Source organism: Hydrogenophaga aquatica (assembly GCF_054780915.1).
Genome location: NZ_BAAGVK010000028.1, coordinates 14,396 through 35,835, shown reverse-complemented (window position 1 = coordinate 35,835; position 21,440 = coordinate 14,396). Strand labels below are relative to the sequence as shown.

Annotated in this window: 18 protein-coding genes; 8 read left to right on the top strand and 10 right to left on the bottom strand. The window is 65.5% G+C overall.

Translation table 11 applies throughout. From position 1 onward, the window contains the following. Nucleotides 1–39 precede the first annotated feature (39 nt). The 6 genes from ACYVHH_RS18025 to ACYVHH_RS18000 all read left to right on the top strand — a co-directional run bounded on the left by ACYVHH_RS18025 (nt 40) and on the right by ACYVHH_RS18000 (nt 5,554). Entirely contained in the window at nt 40–1,059 is a 1,020-nt protein-coding gene (locus tag ACYVHH_RS18025) for a DctP family TRAP transporter solute-binding subunit (protein ID WP_460566789.1), read from the top strand. A 111-nt stretch (nt 1,060–1,170) separates the two neighbouring features. After that, complete coding sequence (locus tag ACYVHH_RS18020) at nt 1,171–2,148, top strand: TRAP transporter substrate-binding protein (protein WP_460566787.1); 978 nt, start codon at nt 1,171–1,173, stop codon at nt 2,146–2,148. 58 nt (nt 2,149–2,206) lie between these two features. Beyond that, nucleotides 2,207–2,740 carry a TRAP transporter small permease gene (locus tag ACYVHH_RS18015; protein WP_460566785.1) on the top strand — a complete coding sequence of 178 codons (534 nt, stop codon included), beginning with the start codon at nt 2,207–2,209 and terminating at the stop codon, nt 2,738–2,740. After that, nucleotides 2,737–4,020 carry a TRAP transporter large permease gene (locus ACYVHH_RS18010; protein WP_460566783.1) on the top strand — a complete coding sequence of 428 codons (1,284 nt, stop codon included), beginning with the start codon at nt 2,737–2,739 and terminating at the stop codon, nt 4,018–4,020. The genes ACYVHH_RS18015 and ACYVHH_RS18010 overlap by 4 nt, the downstream gene beginning before the upstream one ends. Before the next feature lie 102 nt (nt 4,021–4,122). Continuing rightward, nucleotides 4,123–5,106 (top strand): tripartite tricarboxylate transporter substrate-binding protein, encoded by a 984-nt coding sequence (locus ACYVHH_RS18005; protein WP_460566781.1) that lies wholly within the window; start codon nt 4,123–4,125, stop codon nt 5,104–5,106. 67 nt (nt 5,107–5,173) lie between these two features. Next, nucleotides 5,174–5,554 (top strand): hypothetical protein, encoded by a 381-nt coding sequence (locus tag ACYVHH_RS18000; RefSeq protein WP_460566779.1) that lies wholly within the window; start codon nt 5,174–5,176, stop codon nt 5,552–5,554. A 12-nt stretch (nt 5,555–5,566) separates the two neighbouring features. On the opposite strand, the gene ACYVHH_RS17995 is transcribed toward ACYVHH_RS18000, so the two are convergent. Continuing rightward, nucleotides 5,567–5,890 (bottom strand): DUF1840 domain-containing protein, encoded by a 324-nt coding sequence (locus ACYVHH_RS17995; protein ID WP_460566777.1) that lies wholly within the window; start codon nt 5,888–5,890, stop codon nt 5,567–5,569. Nucleotides 5,891–6,077: 187 nt separating this feature from the next. Here ACYVHH_RS17995 and ACYVHH_RS17990 point away from each other — a divergent pair, with 187 nt between their 5' ends. Next, nucleotides 6,078–6,554 (top strand): MarR family winged helix-turn-helix transcriptional regulator, encoded by a 477-nt coding sequence (locus tag ACYVHH_RS17990; protein ID WP_460566775.1) that lies wholly within the window; start codon nt 6,078–6,080, stop codon nt 6,552–6,554. Nucleotides 6,555–6,591: 37 nt separating this feature from the next. Continuing rightward, nucleotides 6,592–8,241: an AMP-binding protein gene (locus ACYVHH_RS17985; protein WP_460566774.1), complete on the top strand. Its 1,650-nt coding sequence runs from the start codon at nt 6,592–6,594 to the stop codon at nt 8,239–8,241. 13 nt (nt 8,242–8,254) lie between these two features. Here the strand turns inward: ACYVHH_RS17985 and ACYVHH_RS17980 are convergent, their stop codons facing one another. The 9 genes from ACYVHH_RS17980 to glmS all read right to left on the bottom strand — a co-directional run bounded on the left by ACYVHH_RS17980 (nt 8,255) and on the right by glmS (nt 21,317). Further along, nucleotides 8,255–9,844, bottom strand: a complete 1,590-nt coding sequence (locus ACYVHH_RS17980; protein WP_460566772.1) for an HDOD domain-containing protein — start codon at nt 9,842–9,844, stop codon at nt 8,255–8,257. 2 nt (nt 9,845–9,846) lie between these two features. Then, entirely contained in the window at nt 9,847–10,731 is an 885-nt protein-coding gene (locus ACYVHH_RS17975) for a MinD/ParA family protein (protein ID WP_460566770.1), read from the bottom strand. Between the two features lie 23 nt (nt 10,732–10,754). Further along, the gene (locus ACYVHH_RS17970; protein ID WP_460566768.1) at nt 10,755–11,456 is read right to left on the bottom strand and encodes a GGDEF domain-containing protein; all 702 of its coding nucleotides are present in this window, start codon (nt 11,454–11,456) and stop codon (nt 10,755–10,757) included. A gap of 153 nt (nt 11,457–11,609) precedes the next feature. Continuing rightward, the gene (locus tag ACYVHH_RS17965) at nt 11,610–13,601 is read right to left on the bottom strand and encodes a putative bifunctional diguanylate cyclase/phosphodiesterase (RefSeq protein ID WP_460566766.1); all 1,992 of its coding nucleotides are present in this window, start codon (nt 13,599–13,601) and stop codon (nt 11,610–11,612) included. A gap of 11 nt (nt 13,602–13,612) precedes the next feature. Beyond that, nucleotides 13,613–13,999 (bottom strand): LytS/YhcK type 5TM receptor domain-containing protein, encoded by a 387-nt coding sequence (locus ACYVHH_RS17960; RefSeq protein ID WP_460566764.1) that lies wholly within the window; start codon nt 13,997–13,999, stop codon nt 13,613–13,615. A 12-nt stretch (nt 14,000–14,011) separates the two neighbouring features. Then, a complete protein-coding gene (locus ACYVHH_RS17955) occupies nt 14,012–15,787 on the bottom strand; it encodes a methyl-accepting chemotaxis protein (RefSeq protein WP_460566762.1) in 1,776 nt (591 codons plus the stop codon). 157 nt (nt 15,788–15,944) lie between these two features. Next, nucleotides 15,945–17,792 carry a methyl-accepting chemotaxis protein gene (locus ACYVHH_RS17950; protein WP_460566760.1) on the bottom strand — a complete coding sequence of 616 codons (1,848 nt, stop codon included), beginning with the start codon at nt 17,790–17,792 and terminating at the stop codon, nt 15,945–15,947. Between the two features lie 153 nt (nt 17,793–17,945). After that, on the bottom strand, nt 17,946–19,151 hold the full coding sequence (locus tag ACYVHH_RS17945) for an acetylornithine transaminase (protein ID WP_460566758.1): 1,206 nt from the start codon (nt 19,149–19,151) through the stop codon (nt 17,946–17,948). 246 nt (nt 19,152–19,397) lie between these two features. Continuing rightward, complete coding sequence (glmS, locus tag ACYVHH_RS17940) at nt 19,398–21,317, bottom strand: glutamine--fructose-6-phosphate transaminase (isomerizing) (protein WP_460566756.1); 1,920 nt, start codon at nt 21,315–21,317, stop codon at nt 19,398–19,400. Nucleotides 21,318–21,440: the final 123 nt, after the last annotated feature.

Here is a 21,440-nt window from a genome sequence, read left to right as displayed (position 1 = left end):
CGGTGAGCGGGTTCAGGGTCTGACGCTAGCATAGCGGGAATGCCCCGCTCGACCACCCCCACGCCCACCTCCCGGCGCACGCTGCTGTGTGCGGCCGGCGCGTGGCTGCCGCTTCGCGCCATGAGCCGAATCCCCGAACTTCGTCTGCGCTTGTCCCACGTCGTGTCGGAAAACACGCCCAAGGGGCTGGCGGCGCTGCGGTTCCAGACGCTGCTCCTGCAACGCTCGCAGGGCCGGATCGTGGTCGACATCTACCCCGGCGCCAGCCTGTACGGCGACCATGACGAGATCGAGGCCCTGCGCAGCGGCGCGGTGGAAATGCTCGCCCCTTCGTTGTCGAAACTGGGGCGCGTGGGCCTGCCCGAATTCGAGGTCTTTGACCTGCCTTACCTGTTCCGAAGTCTTGACGACGTCAGGCGCGTCACCAATGGGCCCATCGGCCAATGGCTGCTGGATGACCTGCGGCGCCAGGACATGGTAGGCCTGGGCTTCCTGGACAATGGCTTCAAGCACATGAGCGCCATCCGGCCCCTGCATGCGCCCGGTGACTTTCAAGGGTTGCGCATGCGCGTGCAGCAGGGCTCCGAAGTGATTGCAGCGCAGATGCGCGCGCTCGGCGCCTACCCTGTCGCCCTGCCGTTCACCGCCACCGCCGAGGCGCTGGCGCGCGGTATCGTGCAAGGCACGGAAAACCCCTTGTCCAACTTCTGGACCCAGGGCATGCACCGCGTGCAGCCCCACCTGAGCCTGACACAGCATGGCTACCTGGGGTACGTTTTCGTGGCGGGAGATAGGTTTTGGTCCAGCCTGTCGCGCACCGACCAGCAGCTTGTCCGCTCCTGCCTGGCGGAAGCCCTGATTTTCGGCAACCAGATCGCTGGCGCGCAAGACGCCCAGGCCTTCGCCCAACTTCAGGTCAGCGGTCAAACGCGGCTCCACCAGCCCACGGAGCCGCAGCGCCAGTTGCTCAGCGTGGCCACCCAGCCGGTGTACGACCAGCTGGCCCGGCGGATCGGCGCACGCTGGATCAACGACGTGCGCACCACAGCCCGCGGTTGACAGACCTCGGGTTTACCCTACTGTTGAACGCCACAGTTGGCAGGGGTGAGGGGCGAATTTACGCTTCGGGCCGTTCACACAGAACCGTCCACCCTCCAGGAGACCCGCCTCATGAAACTGAAATTCGCCATCGCTGCCGCCCTGTTCGCTCTGGGCCTGGGCGCCCATGCCGGCCCCATCGTCATCAAGTACAGCCACGTGGTGGCCGACATCACGCCCAAGGGCCAGGCCGCGCTCAAGTTCAAGGAACTCGCCGAGAAGAAACTGCCCGGCAAGGTCGAGGTGCAGATCTTCCCGAACAGCCAACTGTTCGGTGACGGCAAGGAAATGGAAGCCCTGCTGCTGGGCGACGTGCAGATCATCGCCCCCTCGCTGGCGAAGTTCGGCAAGTACACCAAGCAGCTGCAGATCTTTGACCTGCCCTTCCTGTTCACCAACCTGGACGCGGTCGACCGCTTCCAGGCCAGCAAGGAAGGCCAGGCGCTGCTGACGTCGATGAGCAAAAAGGGCATCACCGGCCTGGGCTATCTGCACAACGGCATGAAGCAGTTCTCGGCCAACAAGCCGCTGGGCGCCCCGTCGGACGCCAAGGGCCTTAAGTTCCGCATCCAGCCCTCCGACGTGCTGGAAGCCCAGTTCAAGGCCGTGGGCGCCAACCCGCAGAAGCTGGCCTTCGCCGAGGTGTACCAAGCCCTGCAGACCGGCGTGGTCGATGGTGCCGAGAACCCCTGGTCCAACATCTACAGCAAGAAGTTCCATGAGGTGCAGCAGTACGTCATGGAAAGCAACCATGGCGTGCTGGACTACATGGTCATCACCAACACCAAGTGGTGGGACGGCCTGCCCGCCGACGTCCGCAAGGGCCTGAGCGAGGCCATGACGGAGTCCATCAAGTACGGCAACAACGTGGCCGCTGCCGAGGACGCCACCTTCCGCGCCCAGGTCATTGGCGACAAAAAGGCACGCGTGCTGCCCATGAACGCCGACCACCTCAAGGCCTGGCGCGAAGCCATGAAGCCGGTGTGGAAGCAGTTCGAAGGCGAGATCGGGCCCGACCTGATCCAGGCCGCGCTCAAGGCCAACCGCTGATCCCTGCCGCGTCACCGTCAACCCCGGCCCGCCCGGGGTTTTCTTCAAGGAACTTGCCATGAAAATCCTCGATCGGCTCGAAGAGTGGATCATGTCGATCATGCTGCTGGCGATGACCGCCCTGACCTTTGTGCAGGTGGTCATGCGCTACGTCTTCAACACCGGTTTTTCCTGGGCGCTTGAACTCACGACCGTGTGCTTCGCGTTCATGATCTTCGCCGGCATCTCCTACGGCGTTCGCGTGGGCTCGCACATCGGTGTGGACGCCCTCGTTCGCCTGCTGGCACCCGCGCCGCGCCGGGCCCTGGCCGTGCTCGCCGTGCTGCTCAGTCTGGTGTACGTCGGCCTGGTGCTGTCGGGCTCCACCGAGTACGTCAGCAAGATGATGGACATCGGCGTGGAACTCGAAGACCTGCCTGTCGAACGCTGGAAGGTGCTCATCGTCATGCCCATCGGCTACACACTGGTGGCCCTTCGCTTCCTGCAGATCCTGTGGAACCTGATCACCGGTAACACCACCAGCCTGCACCTGGCCGACGAAGCCGCGGATGCCCTCAAGCTCAAAGCCCAAGATGAGGAGGCCAACACATGACCACGATCGTCCTTTTCACCTGCCTGTTCGTCTTCATGGCGCTGGGCATGCCGGTGGCCATCAGCCTGGGCCTGTCCAGCCTGCTGACCATCTTCTTCTTCAGCCAGGACTCTCTGGCATCGATGTCGATCAAGCTCTTCGAGACGAGCGAGCACTACACCCTGCTCTCCATTCCGTTCTTCGTGCTGGCCGGCAACCTCATGTCCACCGGCGGGGTGGCGCGCCGCATGGTCAAGTTCGCCATCGCCGCCGTCGGCCACCTGCGTGGCGGCCTGGCCATCGCCTCCATCCTCGCATGCATGCTGTTTGCCGCTATCTCGGGCTCCAGCCCGGCAACAGTGGTGGCCATCGGCTCCATCGTGATCGCGGGCATGGTCAAGAACGGCTACACGAAGGAATTTGCGGCAGGCGTGATCTGCAACGCCGGCACGCTGGGCATCCTCATCCCGCCCTCGATCGTGATGGTGGTGTACGCGGCCGTGACGGAGGTTTCGGTGGGCCGCCTGTTCATGGCCGGGGTGATCCCTGGCATCGTGCTGGGCCTCATGCTGATGTTCGCCGTGTGGTGGCGCGCAGGCCAGCTGCAGCTCACCCCGCCACCCAAGGCCTCGTTCGCCGAGGTGATCCGCACCCTGCGGGAGTCCATGTGGGGCCTGGCGCTGCTGGTCATCATCATGGGCGGCATCTACGGCGGCATCTTCACGCCGACGGAAGCGGCAGCGGTTTCCGCCGTCTATGCCCTGGCCGTGGCCCTGTTCATCTACCGTGACCTGGGGCTCAAAGACCTGCCCGAAGTGTTCCTGGAATCCTCCAAGACCACCGTGATGCTGATGTTCATCGTGGCCAACGCGCTGCTGTTCGCCCACGTGCTGACCACCGAGCGCATCCCCCAGACGATTGCCGAACACATCATGAGCGTGGGCATGTCACCCTGGATGTTCCTGCTGGTGGTGAACATCATCCTGCTGGTCGCTGGCAACTTCATGGAGCCCACCGGCATCATCCTCATCCTGGCGCCCATCCTGTTCCCCATCGCCACCCAGCTCGGCATCGACCCGATTCACCTGGGTGTGATCATGGTCGTGAACATGGAGATCGGCATGGTCACACCGCCCGTGGGATTGAACCTCTTCGTCACCAGCGGCGTGACCGGCATGAACCTGGTGCAGGTGACCAAGGCCGCGCTGCCCTGGCTGTTGGTGCTGCTGCTGTTCCTGGTCATCGTGACCTACGTTCCTGCCATCAGCCTGGCTCTGCCAAATATGGTGTTCGGCACCTGACGTGCAAGTCTGTCGCCAAGGGTATTCCTCTACGTAGTTTCTGGTATGGAAAAGGACGAAAGCCCACCTAACATGGGCTTTCGTTTCACACCGGAGACACCGATGAAAAAACTCCTCACTTTTGCACTGGCAGCCACCACCGCGGTGGGCGCGATGGCTCAGGACTTCCCGAACAAGCCGATCACCTTCGTGGTGCCCTTCGCGGCCGGCGGCCCGACCGACACCGTGGCCCGCCAACTGGCGGAAACCATGCGCAAGCACCTGGGCAACGCCACGATCGTCGTTGACAACGCCGCGGGCGCGGGCGGCACCATCGGCGCCACCAAGGTGGCGCGCGCCACACCCGACGGTCACACCATCCTGGTGTGGCACATCGGCATGGCCGCCACGGCCGGTCTGTACCGCCGCCTGCAGTACAAGCCGCTCGAAGACTTCGAGTACCTGGGCATGATCAACGACGTGCCCATGACCCTGGTGGGCAGCCCCAAGCTGCCGGCAAACACCTACCGCGACTTTGAAAACTACATCCGCGCCAACGGCGGCAAGCTCAACCTGGCTCACGCCGGTCTGGGCTCGGCATCGCACATCTGCGGCCTGATGTGGCAATACGCGGTGAAGCTTGACAAGTCCATGGCCACCATTGCCTACCGCGGCACCGCCCCCGCCATGAACGACCTGATTGCCGGCACCGTCGACGTGATGTGCGACCAGACCACCAACACCACCAGCCAGATCGAGGCCGGGCGCATCAAGGCCTTCGCAGTGACCACGCCCAAGCCGCTGGCAAGCCACCCGCTGCTGAAGCACTACCCGAGCCTGCAGGAAATGGGCCTGAAGGACTTCAACCTGACCATCTGGCACGGCATGTATGCCCCCAAGGGCACGCCTGCCCCGATCGTCAAGAAGCTCAACGATGCGCTTCAGGCATCCCTGAAAGATCCTGAGTTCATCAAGAAGCAGGAAGCGCTGGGCGCCATCGTCGTGACCGACAAGCGCGTCACCCCAGACGGCCACAAGGCCTTCGTCGCCGACCAGACCGCCAAGCTCAAGACAGTGATCGAAGCGGCCGGACAGTTCGCCGACTGATCCCCCTCGCGGTCAGCGAAAATACCACCCCATGCCCCGGCATGAGGGTGGTTTTTTCTTTTCCGGCATGACCCTATCTCGACCAACGCTGAAGGTGATCGATTCGATCACCGAACTGACCCGGCATGACGAAGGTTGTGTCGCCGTGTCCGGCTCGCATGGCGGGCGCAGCGTCAGCCGCTACGCGCTGACCGCGCGCCCGCTGCTGAGCGTCTTCAATGACGCGGGGGTCGGCAAGGACAGGGCGGGTATCGCCGTGCTCGACATCCTGGAAGCTGCGGGCCTGGCGGCCTGCACCGTCTCACACCTGAGTGCCTGCATCGGGCAGGCGCGCAGCACGCTGGAGAGCGGCACCATCAGCCACGCCAACCCGCTGGCACGCGCCCTGGGCTGCGAGCCCGGGCTGTCGCTGCGGGCGTTCCTGCAAACGCTGTGCGTTGAACGCTGAGGGCGTATCGCCTCAGACCCCCCAGACCACCTCGGTCTTCTCGCGAATGGAGTGGTGCAGCATTTCAATGAAAGGCGCCACCCTCATGCGCAGGCTGACCCGTTCGGGTTCAGGTTCGTCCTCGCCGTTGGCCCGGGCTTCCTGCTTCTTGCGCTCGTACTCAGCCTCTTCCTCGATCACGGCTGCCTGCAGCGCCTCGATGGCCCAGGGCATCTGCTCCAGCAGGATGATGCCCGGCGCGCTCGGGTCCTTGCCCAGTATTTCCAGCACCCTTTTGCCGTTGGGCTCCAGCATCACCACGTCTCCGGTGGCCTTCGATTTGAAACGGTAGAGCATGGCCTTCTCCTTTCCTGGCTTGTGGGCGTGGAACGATTGTGGCACGCCCACGCCCGCTGCACACCCCCTGTTGCGGGTAAACCCGCTTCCCTGGCAAAGGGTGGCGCGGACAGAATAGTTCACATCTAAAATAGTGGCGATCAGACGCCGCGCACCCCGCCTCTTTCACCCCCTACTCCCCCACCGAATGGAGCCCCTCCTCGACCTTGAAGCCCGTGTGCACAGTGAGCACCCCGAGGCGCTCCGCCTCTGGCTGCGGCTGCTGACCTGCGCTCAGCTGATCGAGAAGAAGATCCGCTCGGGCCTGCGCGAGCATTTCGACACAACCCTTCCCCGGTTTGACTTGATGGCCCAGCTGGAGCGCCACCCCGAAGGCCTGAAGATGAAAGAGCTTTCGCACCGGTTGATGGTGACTGGCGGCAACGTGACAGGCATCACCGACCAGCTGGTTGCCGAGGGGCTGGTGGAGAGGCAGGGCGTCGAAGGGGACCGCCGCGCCTTCCGGGTGCGCCTGACACCCGCTGGCCACGAAGCCTTTGCCAACATGGCGCGCGTGCACGAAGCCTGGATCGTGGACGCCTTTGACGGATTGAGCGCGCGCGACATGGAACAGCTCTACCGCCTGCTCGGGAAAGTGAAGCAACAGCAGCAGGCCAGCCGTTAGCCGCTGGCCGCGCGACCTGCATGAAGGAGACCCCGCCATGAACGTCGCCCCCGCCAGAAGTGCACAGACCGACCGTTATGTGCACGACCGTCTGCCCCCGGCCGACCAATGGCCCCAATTGGTCTACAACCTCCCGGAACTGCAGTTCCCGCCCCAGGTGAACCTGGTGGAACGCCTGCTGGACAACGCCGTGCACACCAGGGGCTGGGGCGACCGCCCCCTGCTGCGCAGTGACGACCGCCTGCTCACCTACGCCCAGGCGCTGGACGAGGTCAACCGCATGGCCCATGTGCTGGTGCACGACCTGGCGCTGGCGCCCGGCAACCGCGTGCTGCTGCGCGGGGGCAACTCCATCACCATGGCGCTGGCCTGGCTGGCCGTGGTCAAGGCGGGGCTGGTGGCGGTGGCCACCATGCCGCTGCTGCGCGCTAAGGAGCTGGGCGACATCCTGGCCAAGGCGCGCCCCGCCGTGGCGCTGTGCGACCAGCGCTTGCTGGACGAACTGCAGGCGGCGGGCGCGGCCCAGCAGCACGCGTTGCCCATCGTCACCTTCAACGGCGCGGCAGACGCGCCCGGCTCGCTGGAAGAACGAGCATCCCGGCAGCCCCCGACTTTCGTGCCCTGCCCCACCGCCGCGACGGACATCGCGCTGCTGGCCTTCACCTCTGGCACCACCGGCAAGCCCAAGGCTGCGGTGCACACCCACCTGGACGTGCTGGCCGCCTGCGAAACCTGGCCGCGCCACGTGCTGCGCCTGCGGCCCGAAGACGTCGTGGCGGGCTCGCCCCCGCTGGCCTTCACCTTTGGTCTGGGCGGGCTGCTGATCTTTCCCATGTGGGCAGGCGCGTCGGTGTACTTCCCGCCAGGCCCCTACACCCCCGAAAGCATGGTGCACACGCTGGCCCGCCAGGGGGTGACGGTGTGCTACACCGCCCCCACCTTCTACCGGCAGATGGCCCCGTTCGCCAGGGAGCACGGCATCCCCAGCCTGCGCATCTGCGTGAGCGCGGGCGAAGGCCTGCCCGACGCCACGCGCCAGCTCTGGAAAGAGGCCACGGGCATCGAGATGCTGGATGGCATAGGTGCCACCGAGATGTTCCACATCTTCATCTCTTCTGCCGGAAGCGACGTGCGGCGGGGCGCCATCGGCAAGGTAGTGCCAGGCTACCAGGCCAAGGTGGTGGACGACGAGGGCAACGAAGTGCCGCGCGGCACGCTGGGCAAGCTGGCCGTGGTAGGCCCCACCGGCTGCCGTTACCTGGAGGACGAACGCCAGCGGCATTACGTGCGCAGCGGCTGGAACTATCCCGGCGACGCCTTCGTGCAGGACGCCGACGGGTACTTCTTCTACCAGGCCCGTGCCGATGACATGATCATCACCGCAGGCTACAACGTAGGCGGCCCGGAAGTGGAGGACGCACTCATGCGCCACCCTGCGGTGGCCGAGTGCGGCGTGGTCGGCCGGCCTGACGACGAGCGGGGCATGGTCGTCAAGGCCTACTGCGTGCTCAGGCCCGGCCACACGGGCGACCAAACCCTGGTGAAAGCGTTGCAGGAACACGTCAAGGCCACCCTGGCACCCTACAAATACCCGCGCGAAATCGAGTTCGTCGACAAGCTGCCACGCACCGAGACGGGCAAGCTGCAACGCTTCGTGCTGCGCCAGCGCGCACAGGCCGGGCAGTGAGCCCGGTGCTGGCTCAGGAGCGTGCCTGCCGGAAGGCCATCACGGCCTGGTTGCGCAATGTGCGCAGCAGCGCCAGTTCCTGCTCCTGCAGGCCCGCGCTGTCGACCGCCGTGCGGTCCGCATAGATGAGCCCGAACGGCGCCCCTTTGAACTGCATGGGCAGGAGCAGAAAGGCGGGCGCGTTCACCTCATGGCGGTACCAGTCGGGCAGACGCGACACCACGTTCACCGCCGAGGCATCTCGAATGAGTGTGTCCACCCCCTTGAGGCAGACCGCGCTGAAAAGCATGTCCGCCGACTGCAGGGGCACACGAAAGACACGTGCCACGCGGCTGGCGTCGCTGCCCAGACCAAGGCGCCCGCTGAGCTGGTTGCCGGTCGCATCCTTCAGGCACAGGACCACCCGCTGCATGCCCAGCGCCCTGTAGATGGTCTCCATCACCATTCGCAGCACGTCATTGAGCGCCAACCCGTCCACCATGGCCTCGGTGACTTCCTGCACCCCCCTGGCCAGCAGGGCCAGCGGCGCCCCGGCAGCCGGGTCTTCACCGGCTTCGGCCTGGGGGCTGGACGTGTCCAGCGCATAGTCACCCAGCTCGTCGCGGGTCTCGGCTGGCGCCTCGGGCAGGTCGAGCAGCCGGGAAGCCAGCGAATCGCGCGAGACCGTCAGATCCAGAGCCTGCACGGCGGACGCCAGCTTGGTCCGCGCCGCCAGGGCCAGTTCAACCAGCCGGGCACGGTCATGGCCCAGGCAGGGGGCGTATTTGCGGCCAAGGCGCTCCAGTTCGTCCCCCCAGGCCTGGCGGTCACGCAGCAAAAAGGCATCGGCGAATTCATGCGCCGCGGCACCGGCCCAGCGCAGCCGTTCCGTGGCGTCCGCAGGCATGCGGCTGGGCGGCTGCCCTTCCTTGTGCCGCATCAGCCGCTGCATCTGCTGCGGAAGCCGCCACAACTGCGCCACCCCCAGCCCAAGGTCTTCGTAGCTCAAGCCGAGCGCGCGCCTGGAAGCCTGAGCCTCGCTCCATTTCTCATCGCGCTGGATGTCGCGCACCCGTGCCGCCTCGTCCGGGAAGTAGAACTCTGCCAGCATGCGCCCCAGGTTCTGGAACACCGTGCCGAGAAAAGCCTCTTCATATTCGCTGGCCGACAGGCACAGGTCGGAAGCCAGCGTTCCCGCGAACATCGCCCGCAGAAACTCTCCCTTGAGCTGCTCCGCGTGCGCCTTGTCCTGCATGTGCTCCAGCATCACCAGGCTCATGGCAATGCAGCGCACCTCGGCCACCCCGACCAGGCTGACCGCGCGCGAAACGGTGCTGATGTCGCCGCCCAGGTGGGAATAGCGGGCCGAATTCACCAGGCGCAGCAACTTGTGGGTGAGTGCGACATCCTCCAGGATGGCGCTGGTCAGGCGGTTCAGGCCCTCGTTCTCGTTGCTGGCGATGCGAAGCACCTTGACGATCTGCGCCGACATGGCGGGAAAGTCGCTCTTGAGCCGCATGCGCTCAAGCAAGGCGCGCAAGGTCGGGTTGGAGACGCTTCGCAAATCGTCCTCTGCCGACTCCTGGCTGGCGCCAGCCTCAGGGGGGCCAGCAGGCAAGTCCATGCTCACCCCTTGTCAGGGGAGATGACTGTTTCTTCCAGCCGGCCGGCAATCTGGCCCACAGCCAGTGCGGCAGGGGAGCCGGGGGTGTGCACCATCAGCAGCTGCCTGCGCATCACCGCATCCTTGACGGACTGGTCTGCCGGGATGTCACCCATGTGGACAAGACGCACCCCCGTGGGCGAGGCAGGTTTGTCAGCCCCCTCGGCGGGCTTGCTGCCAGCCTGCACACCCACGAAGCGGTTGAGCACGGCCTGGAGCTGGTTGGTGATGGCCTTGCCATCGCCCGGGCGGATGGACTGGTTGACGATCAGCCGGATCTGCTGGCGCTGCTGCTGCGTGGCCAGCACCTTGATCGTGGCATAGGCGTCAGTCAGTGAGGTGGGCTCGGGAGTGGCCACCAGCAGGATGTCTGACGCCAGGGAAAGCGCGAACAGGACCACGTCCGAAATGCCGGCCCCGGTGTCGAGCAGGACAACGTCGAAACGCGGCACCACCTCGCCCATCAAGTTCAGGAAATCGTCACGCACCTCGGGGGACAGGCGGGAGTATTCCACCAGGCCGGATCCAGCCAGGATGACGGAGAACCCGCCCGGCGCCTTGAGGATGGCGTCGTCCAGAGACGCCTTGCCCGTGAACACGTCGTGCAGCGTGATCTTGGGGTAGAGGTTCAGAACGACATCCAGGTTGGCCAGGCCAAGGTCGGCGTCCAGCACAAGCACCTTCAAGCCACGGCGCGTCAGGGCCGCGGCCAAGTTGGCAGACACAAAAGTCTTGCCCACCCCGCCTTTGCCGCTGGTGATGGCGACAACCTTGCCCTTGGCCGGACTGAACAGCGGCCCGGACGGCCCGGGAGCAGGCAGGGTCTTGGCAGAGGAAGATACGTTCATCGTTGCGGATTCGTCTGCCGGCGTCATTTGCCGGCCTGATCGCCGATCATAAGCGGGTCTGAAGGATTCAGTCCGAACAACAGCCCCTTTTCTTCGGCGCTGACTTCGCTTACGACCTGAGGTTCAATGCAAACGGTGTTGCGGCCCGCAGCCTTGGCAAGGTACATCTGGGCATCGGCCCGCTCTACCCAGGAGAGTGGGGAGATTCGGACCCAGGGGGGCGCGAAGGCGCCACCGCAGCTGACCGTGACCTGGATGGTGGGCACACCGGCAACACGGATGTCGAGTGCCTCCACGCGGCTGCGGATGCGCTCGGCCACCACCGTTGCAAAAGCCGGCGGGCAGCTGGGGCAGACCACCGCGAATTCCTCGCCGCCGAAACGCCCGATGGTATCCATGGGGCGCACGCACCCTTGCAGCGTCTGGCTGACGGCCCGGATCACCGCATCACCGGCCACGTGTCCGTAGGTATCGTTGACCCGCTTGAAATGGTCGATGTCCACCACCAGCAGCAGGGCCGCGTCGCCGGACCGTGCCACCCGGTCCAGCTCCTGCTCCATCGACATGAGCAGCGAGCGACGGTTCATCACCCCGGTGAGCGGATCGCGCGAGGACAACTCGCACAGAGCATCCATCACGGCCTGGACAAAGGGAATTTCCTGCCCTGGCCGGCATTCCGGCATGGGCTGACCCGCCTGCGCCAGCAGGGCTCTGACCTTGTCCAACTGCAACTGCTCTACTTTCACCTAGAGATGCCCAGAAAAATGCACACCTTGCAGCATTCCATGTTCAACCTCGGCAACCAAAGATGGCAGAGGCACGCTTGTTAACATTTTGACACGGCTTTGGCCCATAACCTTGGCCGACCCAAGGGCATCTCAGCTCACCCGCCTGACCAAGGCATCGGCCGACTCGCGAACCGAGGCGGGCACGAAGTTCTCAGGCATGTGCCAAGCGGACACCCAAGGCAGAATCTGCTCCTGCGGCATGGGCCGGGCAATGCCATAGCCCTGCAGGACATCGCAGCCCATCTCGTTGAGCAGGGCGGCATGCGCATCGGTCTCCACCCCCTCCGCCACCACCAGCCTGTCGAACGCCTTGGCCAGACCAACGATGCCCCTTACCAGCGCCCGGTCCTTCGGGTTGACCAGCATGTCGCGCACGAAGGACTGGTCGATCTTGATGGCCTGCGCTGACAGGCGTTGCAGGTAGGTGAGCGATGAATAACCGGTGCCGAAATCGTCGATGGAACACAGGACGCCCATCTGAGCCAGGTCCTGGATGACGAAATCGACCATCGTCAGGTCGTCCAGGGTATCTGTCTCCAGCAACTCGATTTCCAGCGAGTTGCGGGGCAGGCCGGGGCAGGCCTTGAGCAGTTTGCGAACCTCGACCAGAAACCGCGGCTCGACCAGCGTGGCCACCGAGAGGTTGACACTCACCGGCAGCAGCACACCCTGGCGGTGCCAGTCATGGACCAGCCGTAGCGCGCGGCGCACCACCCAGTAGTCAAGCTTCTGGGCCACCGGGGTGCCGTGAATCTGCTCAAGAAACGCCCCCGGCGCCAGCACTCCCCGGTCAGGGTGATTCCAGCGCACGAGAGCCTCTGCACCCACGACCACACCATCCGCCAGACGGATCTTGGGCTGGAAATAGAGCAGCATCTCGCCCGCCTCTAGCGCCTGCTCGATGCGCCGCACGGTCACCCGCCGCGCCTGAGCCTGCATGTCCCGCTGCGCATCGAAGACGAAAATGCGGTCCTTGCCGCTGTCCTTGGCGTTGTACATGGCCAGGTCGGCATGGCGCAGCAGGGTGTCGGCATCAGACGGGTCTGCCGGGTACAGCGTGACACCGATGCTGGACGTCACCTGCCACTCGGCCCCGGCCACCTGCAACGGCCTGCCCAGGCTGGCCCGCACCTGCTCAAGCTGGGCGATCACGCCGCTGGGCTCGTCGCACTGCGTGAGGATCAGCACGAACTCGTCGCCACCGACACGGCCCACGAAATCCCCAGGCTTCAGGCACGACTTGACCCGCGCCGCCAGTTCGCGCAGAACGCTGTCGCCCTGGGTGTAGCCGAGCCGCTCGTTGAGGGCCTTGAAGTCGTCCATGTCGACCACGCAGACCCCGATGGGTTTTGCCGGGTCGCGCGGTGTTGTCAGCAGCGCATGCAGCTCCTGCATCAGCAGGCGGCGGTTTGGCAGCCCGGAAAGGGGGTCGAAGCTCGCGGCCTTGGCCAGCTCCTCCGCATGGCGCCGCGACTCCGTCGCGTCGCGGCTGATGGACACCCACTGCTTGACCGATCCGTCCGGGGCAAAGAACACGTCGAACGTGACGTCCGCCACGTAGGTTTCGCCATTCTTGCGCCGCCGCACGATCTCGCCCTGCCAGCGCCCGTCCTGCCGGACCTTCTCGGTGATGCGGTGGAACAGCACCTCCGCTTCTTCGCTGTCCACGCGGACCATCTCGCTGGGCTTGCCGACCAGTTCCTCCCGGGTGTAGCCATTCATCTCGCAGAAGACCGGATTGACGTCGAGGATGGTGCGGTCCGGCGCGAGGATGGCAATCGCGTCGCGGCTGTGGTGGAAGAGGCTGGCAGCCTGCTGCGCGTCCTGTAGCGACTGGCGCAGCGCTATCTCGCGCTTGCGCAGCTTGAGCATGCTGTCAAACAGGAAGCCGAAGAGCACGATGGCCGACGGGAAGACCACCGCCACGGGCAACACCATCACCGGCAACACCACGTCACGCACTTGTGCGGGCAGCACCAGCATGCTGAGGAGGGCGGCCACTGCACCCGCCAGGCCGAAGCTGAGCAGCCACAGCGCCTGCCCGGCCACTTCACCCAGCCGCTGGTCGAACCGTGGGCGCATGGCACGCCAAGTCATGCCCAGCGACGTGGCAAGAATGATGCCACCACGCCCGCGAGCACGCCCGCGCCCCCCACGCCCACACGCGCCACGACCACCAGTACCGCCGCCAGCACCGCCGGTTGGAAGGGCAGATAGGCCCCGGCAAGGGCCACGATCACCGTCTTGGAATCGATGAAAACCCCAGGCGTGATCTCGACGGGGGCCGTCATCGCCACCAAGGCCCCCAGGCCGAACATCAACCCGCCCAGCAGCCGGAAGAGCCCGTTGCGCCGCTGGCGTACCCTCTCGTCGGGATGCGCCGACGGCGTCGAAGCCACCCCATACACCGCGGCCAGAATGGCGATCAAGCCGGCGTTGAAGCCAACTTCGCGGATGAGCGTGGCGGTCTCGTCAAGCATGGAGCACTGGCTTCAGAACGTGTCCCATTCATCGTCACCAGCGGCAACCTTCGAAGGTGCCGGGGCCTTCGCCGCCAGCCGGGGTTGTGCCATGCCCAATGCGCCTGCGGCGGCAGGTGCCGGGGCAGGCTTGGCCAATGCCTTCGGCTGACGGGCAGGCGCGACCGGCGCGGGGGAAGCCACGGGCTTGTGCAGATCGCCCGCGTGGATCTGGGCGATAGTGCTTCGCGCCAGGTCGGTCACGTCGATGCGGAAAGTCTTGACGACCTCCGACAGACGGGCCGCCTGCTCGCTCATGCTTGATGCCGCGGCGGCACTCTCCTCCACCAATGCGGCGTTCTGCTGTGTCATCTGGTCCAGATTGCCGATCGCAGCATTGATCTGGTTGACGCCATCCGCCTGTTCCCCCGCCGAGCTGGCAATTTCGCCGATGATGTCGCGCACGCGCGTCACGTTCTCGACGATCTCCTGCATGGTCGCCCCCGCCTGGTTGACCAGCTCCGACCCCAGGGTGACCTTGTCGACGCTGTTGCCGATGAGCTCCTTGATTTCCTTGGCCGCCTGGGCGCTGCGCTGCGCCAGCGTGCGCACCTCACCCGCCACCACAGCGAAGCCACGCCCCTGCTCGCCTGCACGCGCGGCTTCCACGGCCGCGTTGAGCGCCAGGATGTTGGTCTGGAAGGCAATGCCGTCGATGACGCCGATGATGTCGTTGATCTTGCGCGACGCCTGGTTGATCTCGTCCATGGTGCGGACCACGTCGCCCACCACCTTGCCGCCCTGTTCCGCGCTTTGCCCCGCAGTGGAGGCCAGCTGGTTGGCCACGCGCGCCGAATCGGCCGACTGCCTGATGGCGCCCGACATCTGCTCCATGCTCGCAGCCGTCTCCTGCAGATTGCTGGCCGCCTGCTCGGTGCGGGCCGACAGATCGTGGTTGCCCTGCGCGATTTCGTGGGCCGCAACGGTGATGTTGTCGGTCCCACGGCGCACATCGGCCACCACGTGCACGAGTTGGTCGCGCATCACGTTGAGCGCTTTGATCATGGCGCCGAACTCGTCGCTGCGCTGGATGGCGATCTTGGCCGTGAGGTCACCTGACGCGATCTGCTCGGCAAAAGCCACCGCCTCGTTGAGCGGCGTGCGGATGTTGCGGATGAGGAAAAACGCCCCGATGACGATGGCCACCAGCAGCACAGCCACCCAGACAGCGGCTACCAGCACGTTGTTGGCACGGCGGTCGGCGAACGTCTTCTGGGAATCGGCCAGCATCGTGCCCTGCAGGGCGGCAAACTCGTTGAGGCTGGTAATGTAGGGGGGGACAGCAGGATTGAAGCGCTCCTGGATCTCGCGCTTGGCCGCCTCGGTGTCTCCTTGCTTTTCCAGTTCGCGGGATTTGGCCAGAGAGCCGAGAACCACCTGCCGCTGCTGCGCGATCCGTTCCATCAGGGCGCGCTCCTGCGTGCTCAGGTCCATGCCCTCCAGGCGCTTCTGCACCTCGCTGATGGCTTGGATGCCCGCGGGCACCAGTTCCTTGTAGAGCGCGTCGATCTCCGGGTTGGCGCTGATGACCTGAGCCTGGACCCGCGTCACGTTGGTTTCGGTCAGCCCCGCCCAGCGTGTGGCCAGCTGAACCTTCTCGCTCATCTTCTGGAAGACGGCTTCCGACTCGGCCGTCAGGCGTGCAGAGTTCATGGCGGTGGACGCCAGCAATGCGGCCAGGGCCACAACGATGGAGACGACACCAATCCACAGCTTGGCGCCCACGGTAAGTCGATGAAAGAAGGCCATTTCACAAAGCCGGCGTCAGGCCGGTACACAGGTTATTGAAGTCTTTGCACGTCCGGCCGACCGGATATGTATCCGGCAAGACCGGAGGTTCTGCGACACCTGGCTCGCGCTTACTGGTGCCAAAAACATCATTTTAGCCAGATGTTTTAGGCGTAAATCACACTCCTCCGGCACCGGGCAAAGCCAGCGCCCCCTCACCCAGCTTGAACTGGGCAACGGTCTGCGCCAGGTGGCGTGCCTGGTCCTTCAGGCTGGATGCCGCCGCCGCGCTCTGCTCCACCAGCGCGGCGTTCTGCTGCGTCATCTGGTCCAGGTTGGTCACGGCGTCGCCGACCTGGGTGATTCCCGTCTTCTGCTCATGCGCGGCTGCGGCGATGTCATGCATCATCTGCGCGACCTTCTCCACGTTGGTGACGATCTCACGCATGGCATCGCCGGTCTGTGCGACCAGGGTGGCGCCAGCCTCCACGGCCTGCACCGACCCCTCGATGAGCGCCTTGATTTCCTTGGCCGCCTCGGCGCTGCGCTGCGCCAGCGTGCGCACCTCACCGGCCACCACGGCAAAACCACGCCCCTGTTCGCCCGCGCGGGCGGCCTCCACGGCGGCGTTGAGCGCCAGGATGTTGGTCTGGAAGGCAATGCCGTCGATCACGGCAATGATGTCGCCGATCTTGCGCGAACGCCCGGAAATGTCGTCCATGCTGACCACCACCCGCTCCACCACCTCGCCTCCCCGCGCCGCCGACTGCGCTGCTTGGGCTGCGATCTGGTTGGCCTGTGTTGCCGTCTGCGCCGCCTGCGTCACGGCACTGGTCATCTCCTCCATGGTGGAAGCGGTTTCCTGCAAGTTGGAAGCCGTGTGCTCGGTGCGGGAGGACAGATCCTGGTTGCCCGTGGCAATCTCTTCGGACGCCTGGTGCACGGAGTCGCTGGTCTGCCGGATGTCGACCAGCGTCAGCCGGATCTTCTCGACAAACCGGTTGAAGGCATCGGCAATGCGGGCCAGTTCGTCGTGGCCGTCCACCTGCAGGCGGCGGGTCAGGTCACCGTCGCCGGAAGCAACGTCATTCATTGCCCGCTCGAGCCGCCCCAGGCCCGCCATCGACCGGGCCACCACCGCCGCTGCCACCAGCACACTCAGCACGGCCACCGCCACGCCGCCAACAGCCGAGGCCAGCAGCAGCTCGGTCAGCCCCTCCATCGCCTCGCCACGGTGCAGATTGATGACCAACAGCCACGGCGTCCCCTCGATGGGCCGGGCAAGCAGAAGGCGGGCCTCCGAGTCCAGCGACATCGGCGTGAGCTCCCCACTCTTGACCATGGCGTCGATCCGCGCCGAGGTCAGCTCCCCAGACAGCACCGTGGCGTCCTTGAGGATGAGATCCAGGTTGCGGTGCACCAGCACCTTGCCATCGCGTGACACGATGAAGGCATCGCTCGACGGTGTCGGGCGAATGGCCGTGACGCTTTCCGCCACCACGTCCATGAACATGTCTGCCGCCGCCACCGCCACGGTCTGCCCTCCGTTCTTCACCGCCAAGGCAAAGGTGATGACGAGCTTCTTGCTGCCCGCATCCACGTAGGGTTCGGTCAGCGCAACGCCACTGGTGCTTTCGGCGAGCTTGTACCAGGGCCTTGCCGTGGGATCCCAGTCGGCGGGCAAGTCCTGCGGGGAGGAAAAAATGGCCTTCTTGTCGGCGTAACCGATGTATGTGGTGTCGAAGCCGCCACCGACGGTGGCCTGGACAAGCGCAGCCAAGGGGTCGGCGGCTTCCGTGGCCGGTGCCAGGGAACGAACCGCCGCTACGCGGGACTTCGCCCATTCGGCCATCCCGGCGGCCCGGGCCTCGGCCAGCGCCCGGGTACTGGCAGTCAAGGTCTCCATGGCGGAGGCCCGCACCGAGAAGAAATTGAACGCCGACACCGCCGCCACCCCGAGCACCACCAGAACAGCCGTGGTGACGATAAGCCGCACTTTGAGGGACAAACGCAAGAACAGGTTCATAACCGTTGCCTCATGAACGTTTGCAAGACGTGACTCCCTACCTAGGAAGCATTCTTACCGGCTCAATTCACAAAGAAAAGAGCCCTGCCGTTGCATTTGTGGCGAATTCTGCGTCTTTCCCACAACATCCGGGAAAATCCCAATCGCTGCGGCTCAGCCCGCATGCGCCGGCTCGGCCACCTCGCTCAAGGCCTTGTCCAGTATGCGCAACCCTAGGCTCACCTCTTCAGCTGTGCTGTCCAGCCGGGGCATGAAGCGCAGGCAATGCGGCCGGGCCGCATTGAGCAGCAAGCCCTGCTCGCGGCACAAGTGCACCACCTGCGTCGCCATGTCGCCTCCCAACTCCAGGGCCAGCAGCAGGCCTTCGCCACGCACCTCACCCAGCCCATGCCTGGCCGAAAGCGACTCCAGGCCCTCACGCATCTGCTGTCCCACCGCCCTGGTGTGCGCCAGGAAGGCGGGCTGGCTCAGTGTGTCGAGCACGGCCAGGCTCACCGCGCACATCAACGGGTTGCCTGCGTAGGTGCCGCCCTGGTCGCCGCGCTCGAACACGCTGCAGTGCGCCTGCGCCAGCACCGCCGAGATGGGCACGCCGCCCCCCAGCCCCTTGCCCAGGGTCACGATGTCGGGTGTGACACCGAAGTGCTGGAAGGCAAACAGTTCACCCAGGCGGCCGCAACCGGTCTGCACCTCGTCAAAGATGAGCAGCAGGCCGCGTTCGTCGCACAGTTGCCGCAGCGCGCGCAGAAACTCACGCGTCGCGGGCCGAACCCCGGCTTCGCCCTGCACCGGCTCCAGCATGATGGCCGCCGTGCGCTCGCTGACGAGTGCACGCGCCGAGTCGATGTCGTTGAGGCGGGCCTTGACGAAACCCGGCACGTTGGGCGGAAAGAGCTGGTCCCAGCCCGCCTTGCCGCTGGCGGCCATGGTGGCCAGATTGCGCCCGTGGAAGGCGTTGTCGAAGGTGATGATCTCGAACGCCCCTGCACGCCGCGTGCGCCCCCATTTGCGCGCCAGCTTGATCGCACCCTCGTTCGCCTCGGCCCCCGTGCTGCCGAAGAACACCTGGTCTAAGCCCGTCAGCTCGCACAGACGCGCCGCCAGCTGCAGCGAAGGCTCGTTGTAGAGCGCCGGGCTGGGGGTGAGCAGCTTTTGCGACTGCGCCAGCAAGGCCTGGGTGATGACGGGCGGGCAATGCCCCAGCGCGTTGACGGCCCAGCCCTGCAACCAGTCCAGGTAGCGCCGCCCCGCCGCGTCCCACAGCCAGGCCCCTTCGCCGCGCACGAACAGGTCGGCGGGGCGCTCGGTGATGGGCATGAGCTTGTGGGAATGCTGCGGGTGTTGCGGCTGCGGTTTCATGGCAAGGGGCCTTTCAGGTTGAGAAAACGACGGGACAAAGAAAAAGGCCACGGGGGTTAGCCGTGGCCTTCGGGGGAGAAAAGGGGACTGGGTACTTTAGGGTCTCATCGTCCTTCCCTCACGCGCAGCACACGGCAGCGAGCGACGGGCTCGCGCAGCTCGTGCGGCGTTGGCAGCGCAAAGGGGCAGGGAGAGGAAGTACATGGTGTGCATGTTACAGGATCAGCCATTGCTGGCAAGTCAATGTCACTCCACCGTCACACTCTTGGCCAGGTTGCGCGGCTTGTCCACGTCGGTACCCTTGGCACAGGCGGTGTGGTAGGCCAGCAGCTGCAGCGGCACCACGTGCAGCAGCGGGCTCAGCACACCGTAGTGCTCGGGCATGCGGATGACGTGGATGCCCTCTTCGCTCTGGATGTTGGTGTCGGCGTCGGCCAGCACGTAGAGCACGCCGCCGCGCGCGCGCACTTCCTGCATGTTGCTCTTGAGCTTTTCCAGCAACGCGTCATTCGGCGCCACGGTGACCACCGGCATGGCGCTGGTGACGAGCGCCAGCGGGCCGTGCTTCAGTTCACCGGCCGGGTAGGCCTCGGCGTGGATGTAGCTGATTTCCTTGAGCTTGAGCGCGCCTTCCAGCGCGATGGGGTAGTGCAGCCCGCGCCCCAGGAACAGGGCGTTGTCTTTCTGGGCAAAGTCTTCGGCCCAGCGGATGACCTGCGGCTCCAGTGCCAGCACGGCCTGCAGGGCCACGGGCAGGTGGCGCATGGCCTTGAGGTGGCTCGCCTCCTCTTCCGCACTCAGGCAGCCCTTGGATTGCGCCAGGGCCAGCGTCAACAGGAACAGCCCGGCCAGCTGGGCGGTGAAGGCCTTGGTGCTGGCCACACCGATTTCCACCCCCGCGCGGGTGATGTAGGCCAGCTCGCATTCGCGCACCATGGCACTGGTGGCCACGTTGCAGATGGTGAGCGTGTGGGTCATGCCCAGGCTTTGCGCGTGGCGCAGCGCGGCCAGGGTGTCGGCAGTTTCCCCGCTCTGGCTGATGGTGACGACCAATGTGCGCGGGTTGGGCACGCTGGTGCGGTAGCGGTATTCGCTGGCCACTTCCACCTGGGTGGGTATGCCCGCGATGCTTTCCAGCCAGTACTTGGCCACACAGCCGCTGTAGTAGCTGGTGCCGCAGGCCAGGATGAGCACCTGGTCGATCTCCTTGAACACGCGCCACGCGGCGGTGCCGGGTTTGTCGTGGTCGCCCTGGCCATCGAACAGTTCGGGTGCCACGCCTTCGATGCCTTCCAGCGTGTCGGCAATGGCACGCGGCTGCTCGAAGATTTCTTTCTGCATGTAGTGGCGATAGGGGCCCAGTTCCACCGCGCCGCTGTGCGCCTGCACCGTGCGCACGGGGCGTTGGGCGGGGGTGAGCGCCTCGCCCTGGGCATTGACGATCCAGTAGCGGCCCAGTTGCAGGTCCACCACATCGCCTTCGGCCAGGTAGACGATCTGGTCGGTCACGCCCGCCAGGGCCATGGCGTCGCTGGCCAGGAAGTGTTCGCCCCCCTGCCCCACGCCCAGCACCAGGGGGGAACCGGCGCGCGCACCGACCACGCGGTGCGGTTCATCCTTGTGGAAGACGGCCACGGCGTAGGCGCCGTGCAGGCGTGCCACGGCAGCGCGCACGGCCTGGAACAGGTCGCCTTCGTACAAAGCGTCCACCAGGTGGGCGATGACTTCGGTGTCGGTCTGGCTTTCAAACACGTAGCCGCGCGCCTGCAGTTCAGCGCGCAGTTCGGCGTGGTTTTCGATGATGCCGTTGTGCACCAGCGCCACGCGGGCGGGCCGCCCGTCCGCCGCTGCACCGGGGCCGTGGCTGAAGTGCGGGTGGGCGTTATGCACCGCGGGCGCACCATGGGTGGCCCAGCGGGTGTGAGCAATGCCGGTCCCTGCGGCCAGCCCGTCTTGGCCGACCTGGGCTTGCAGTTCCGCCACGCGGGCCGTGCTGCGGGCGCGGTGCAGGCCCGCCCCTGGGCTTGCTGCAGCGCCATCAGCCGGGGCGCCCATGTGCACGGCCACGCCACAGGAGTCGTAGCCCCGGTACTCCAGGCGCTGCAGGCCCTGCACCAGCACCGGGACGATATTGCGCGTAGACACCGCGCCGACGATTCCGCACATGTTCCAACCCCTGTCAGAAGTGAATATGGCGCGATGCTAGTTTGAGCAAGCAGAAATATGGAGTTATTTTTTATAGATACTTGACCGATAATTTCATCAAGAACAGCCCATGAAATACTGATG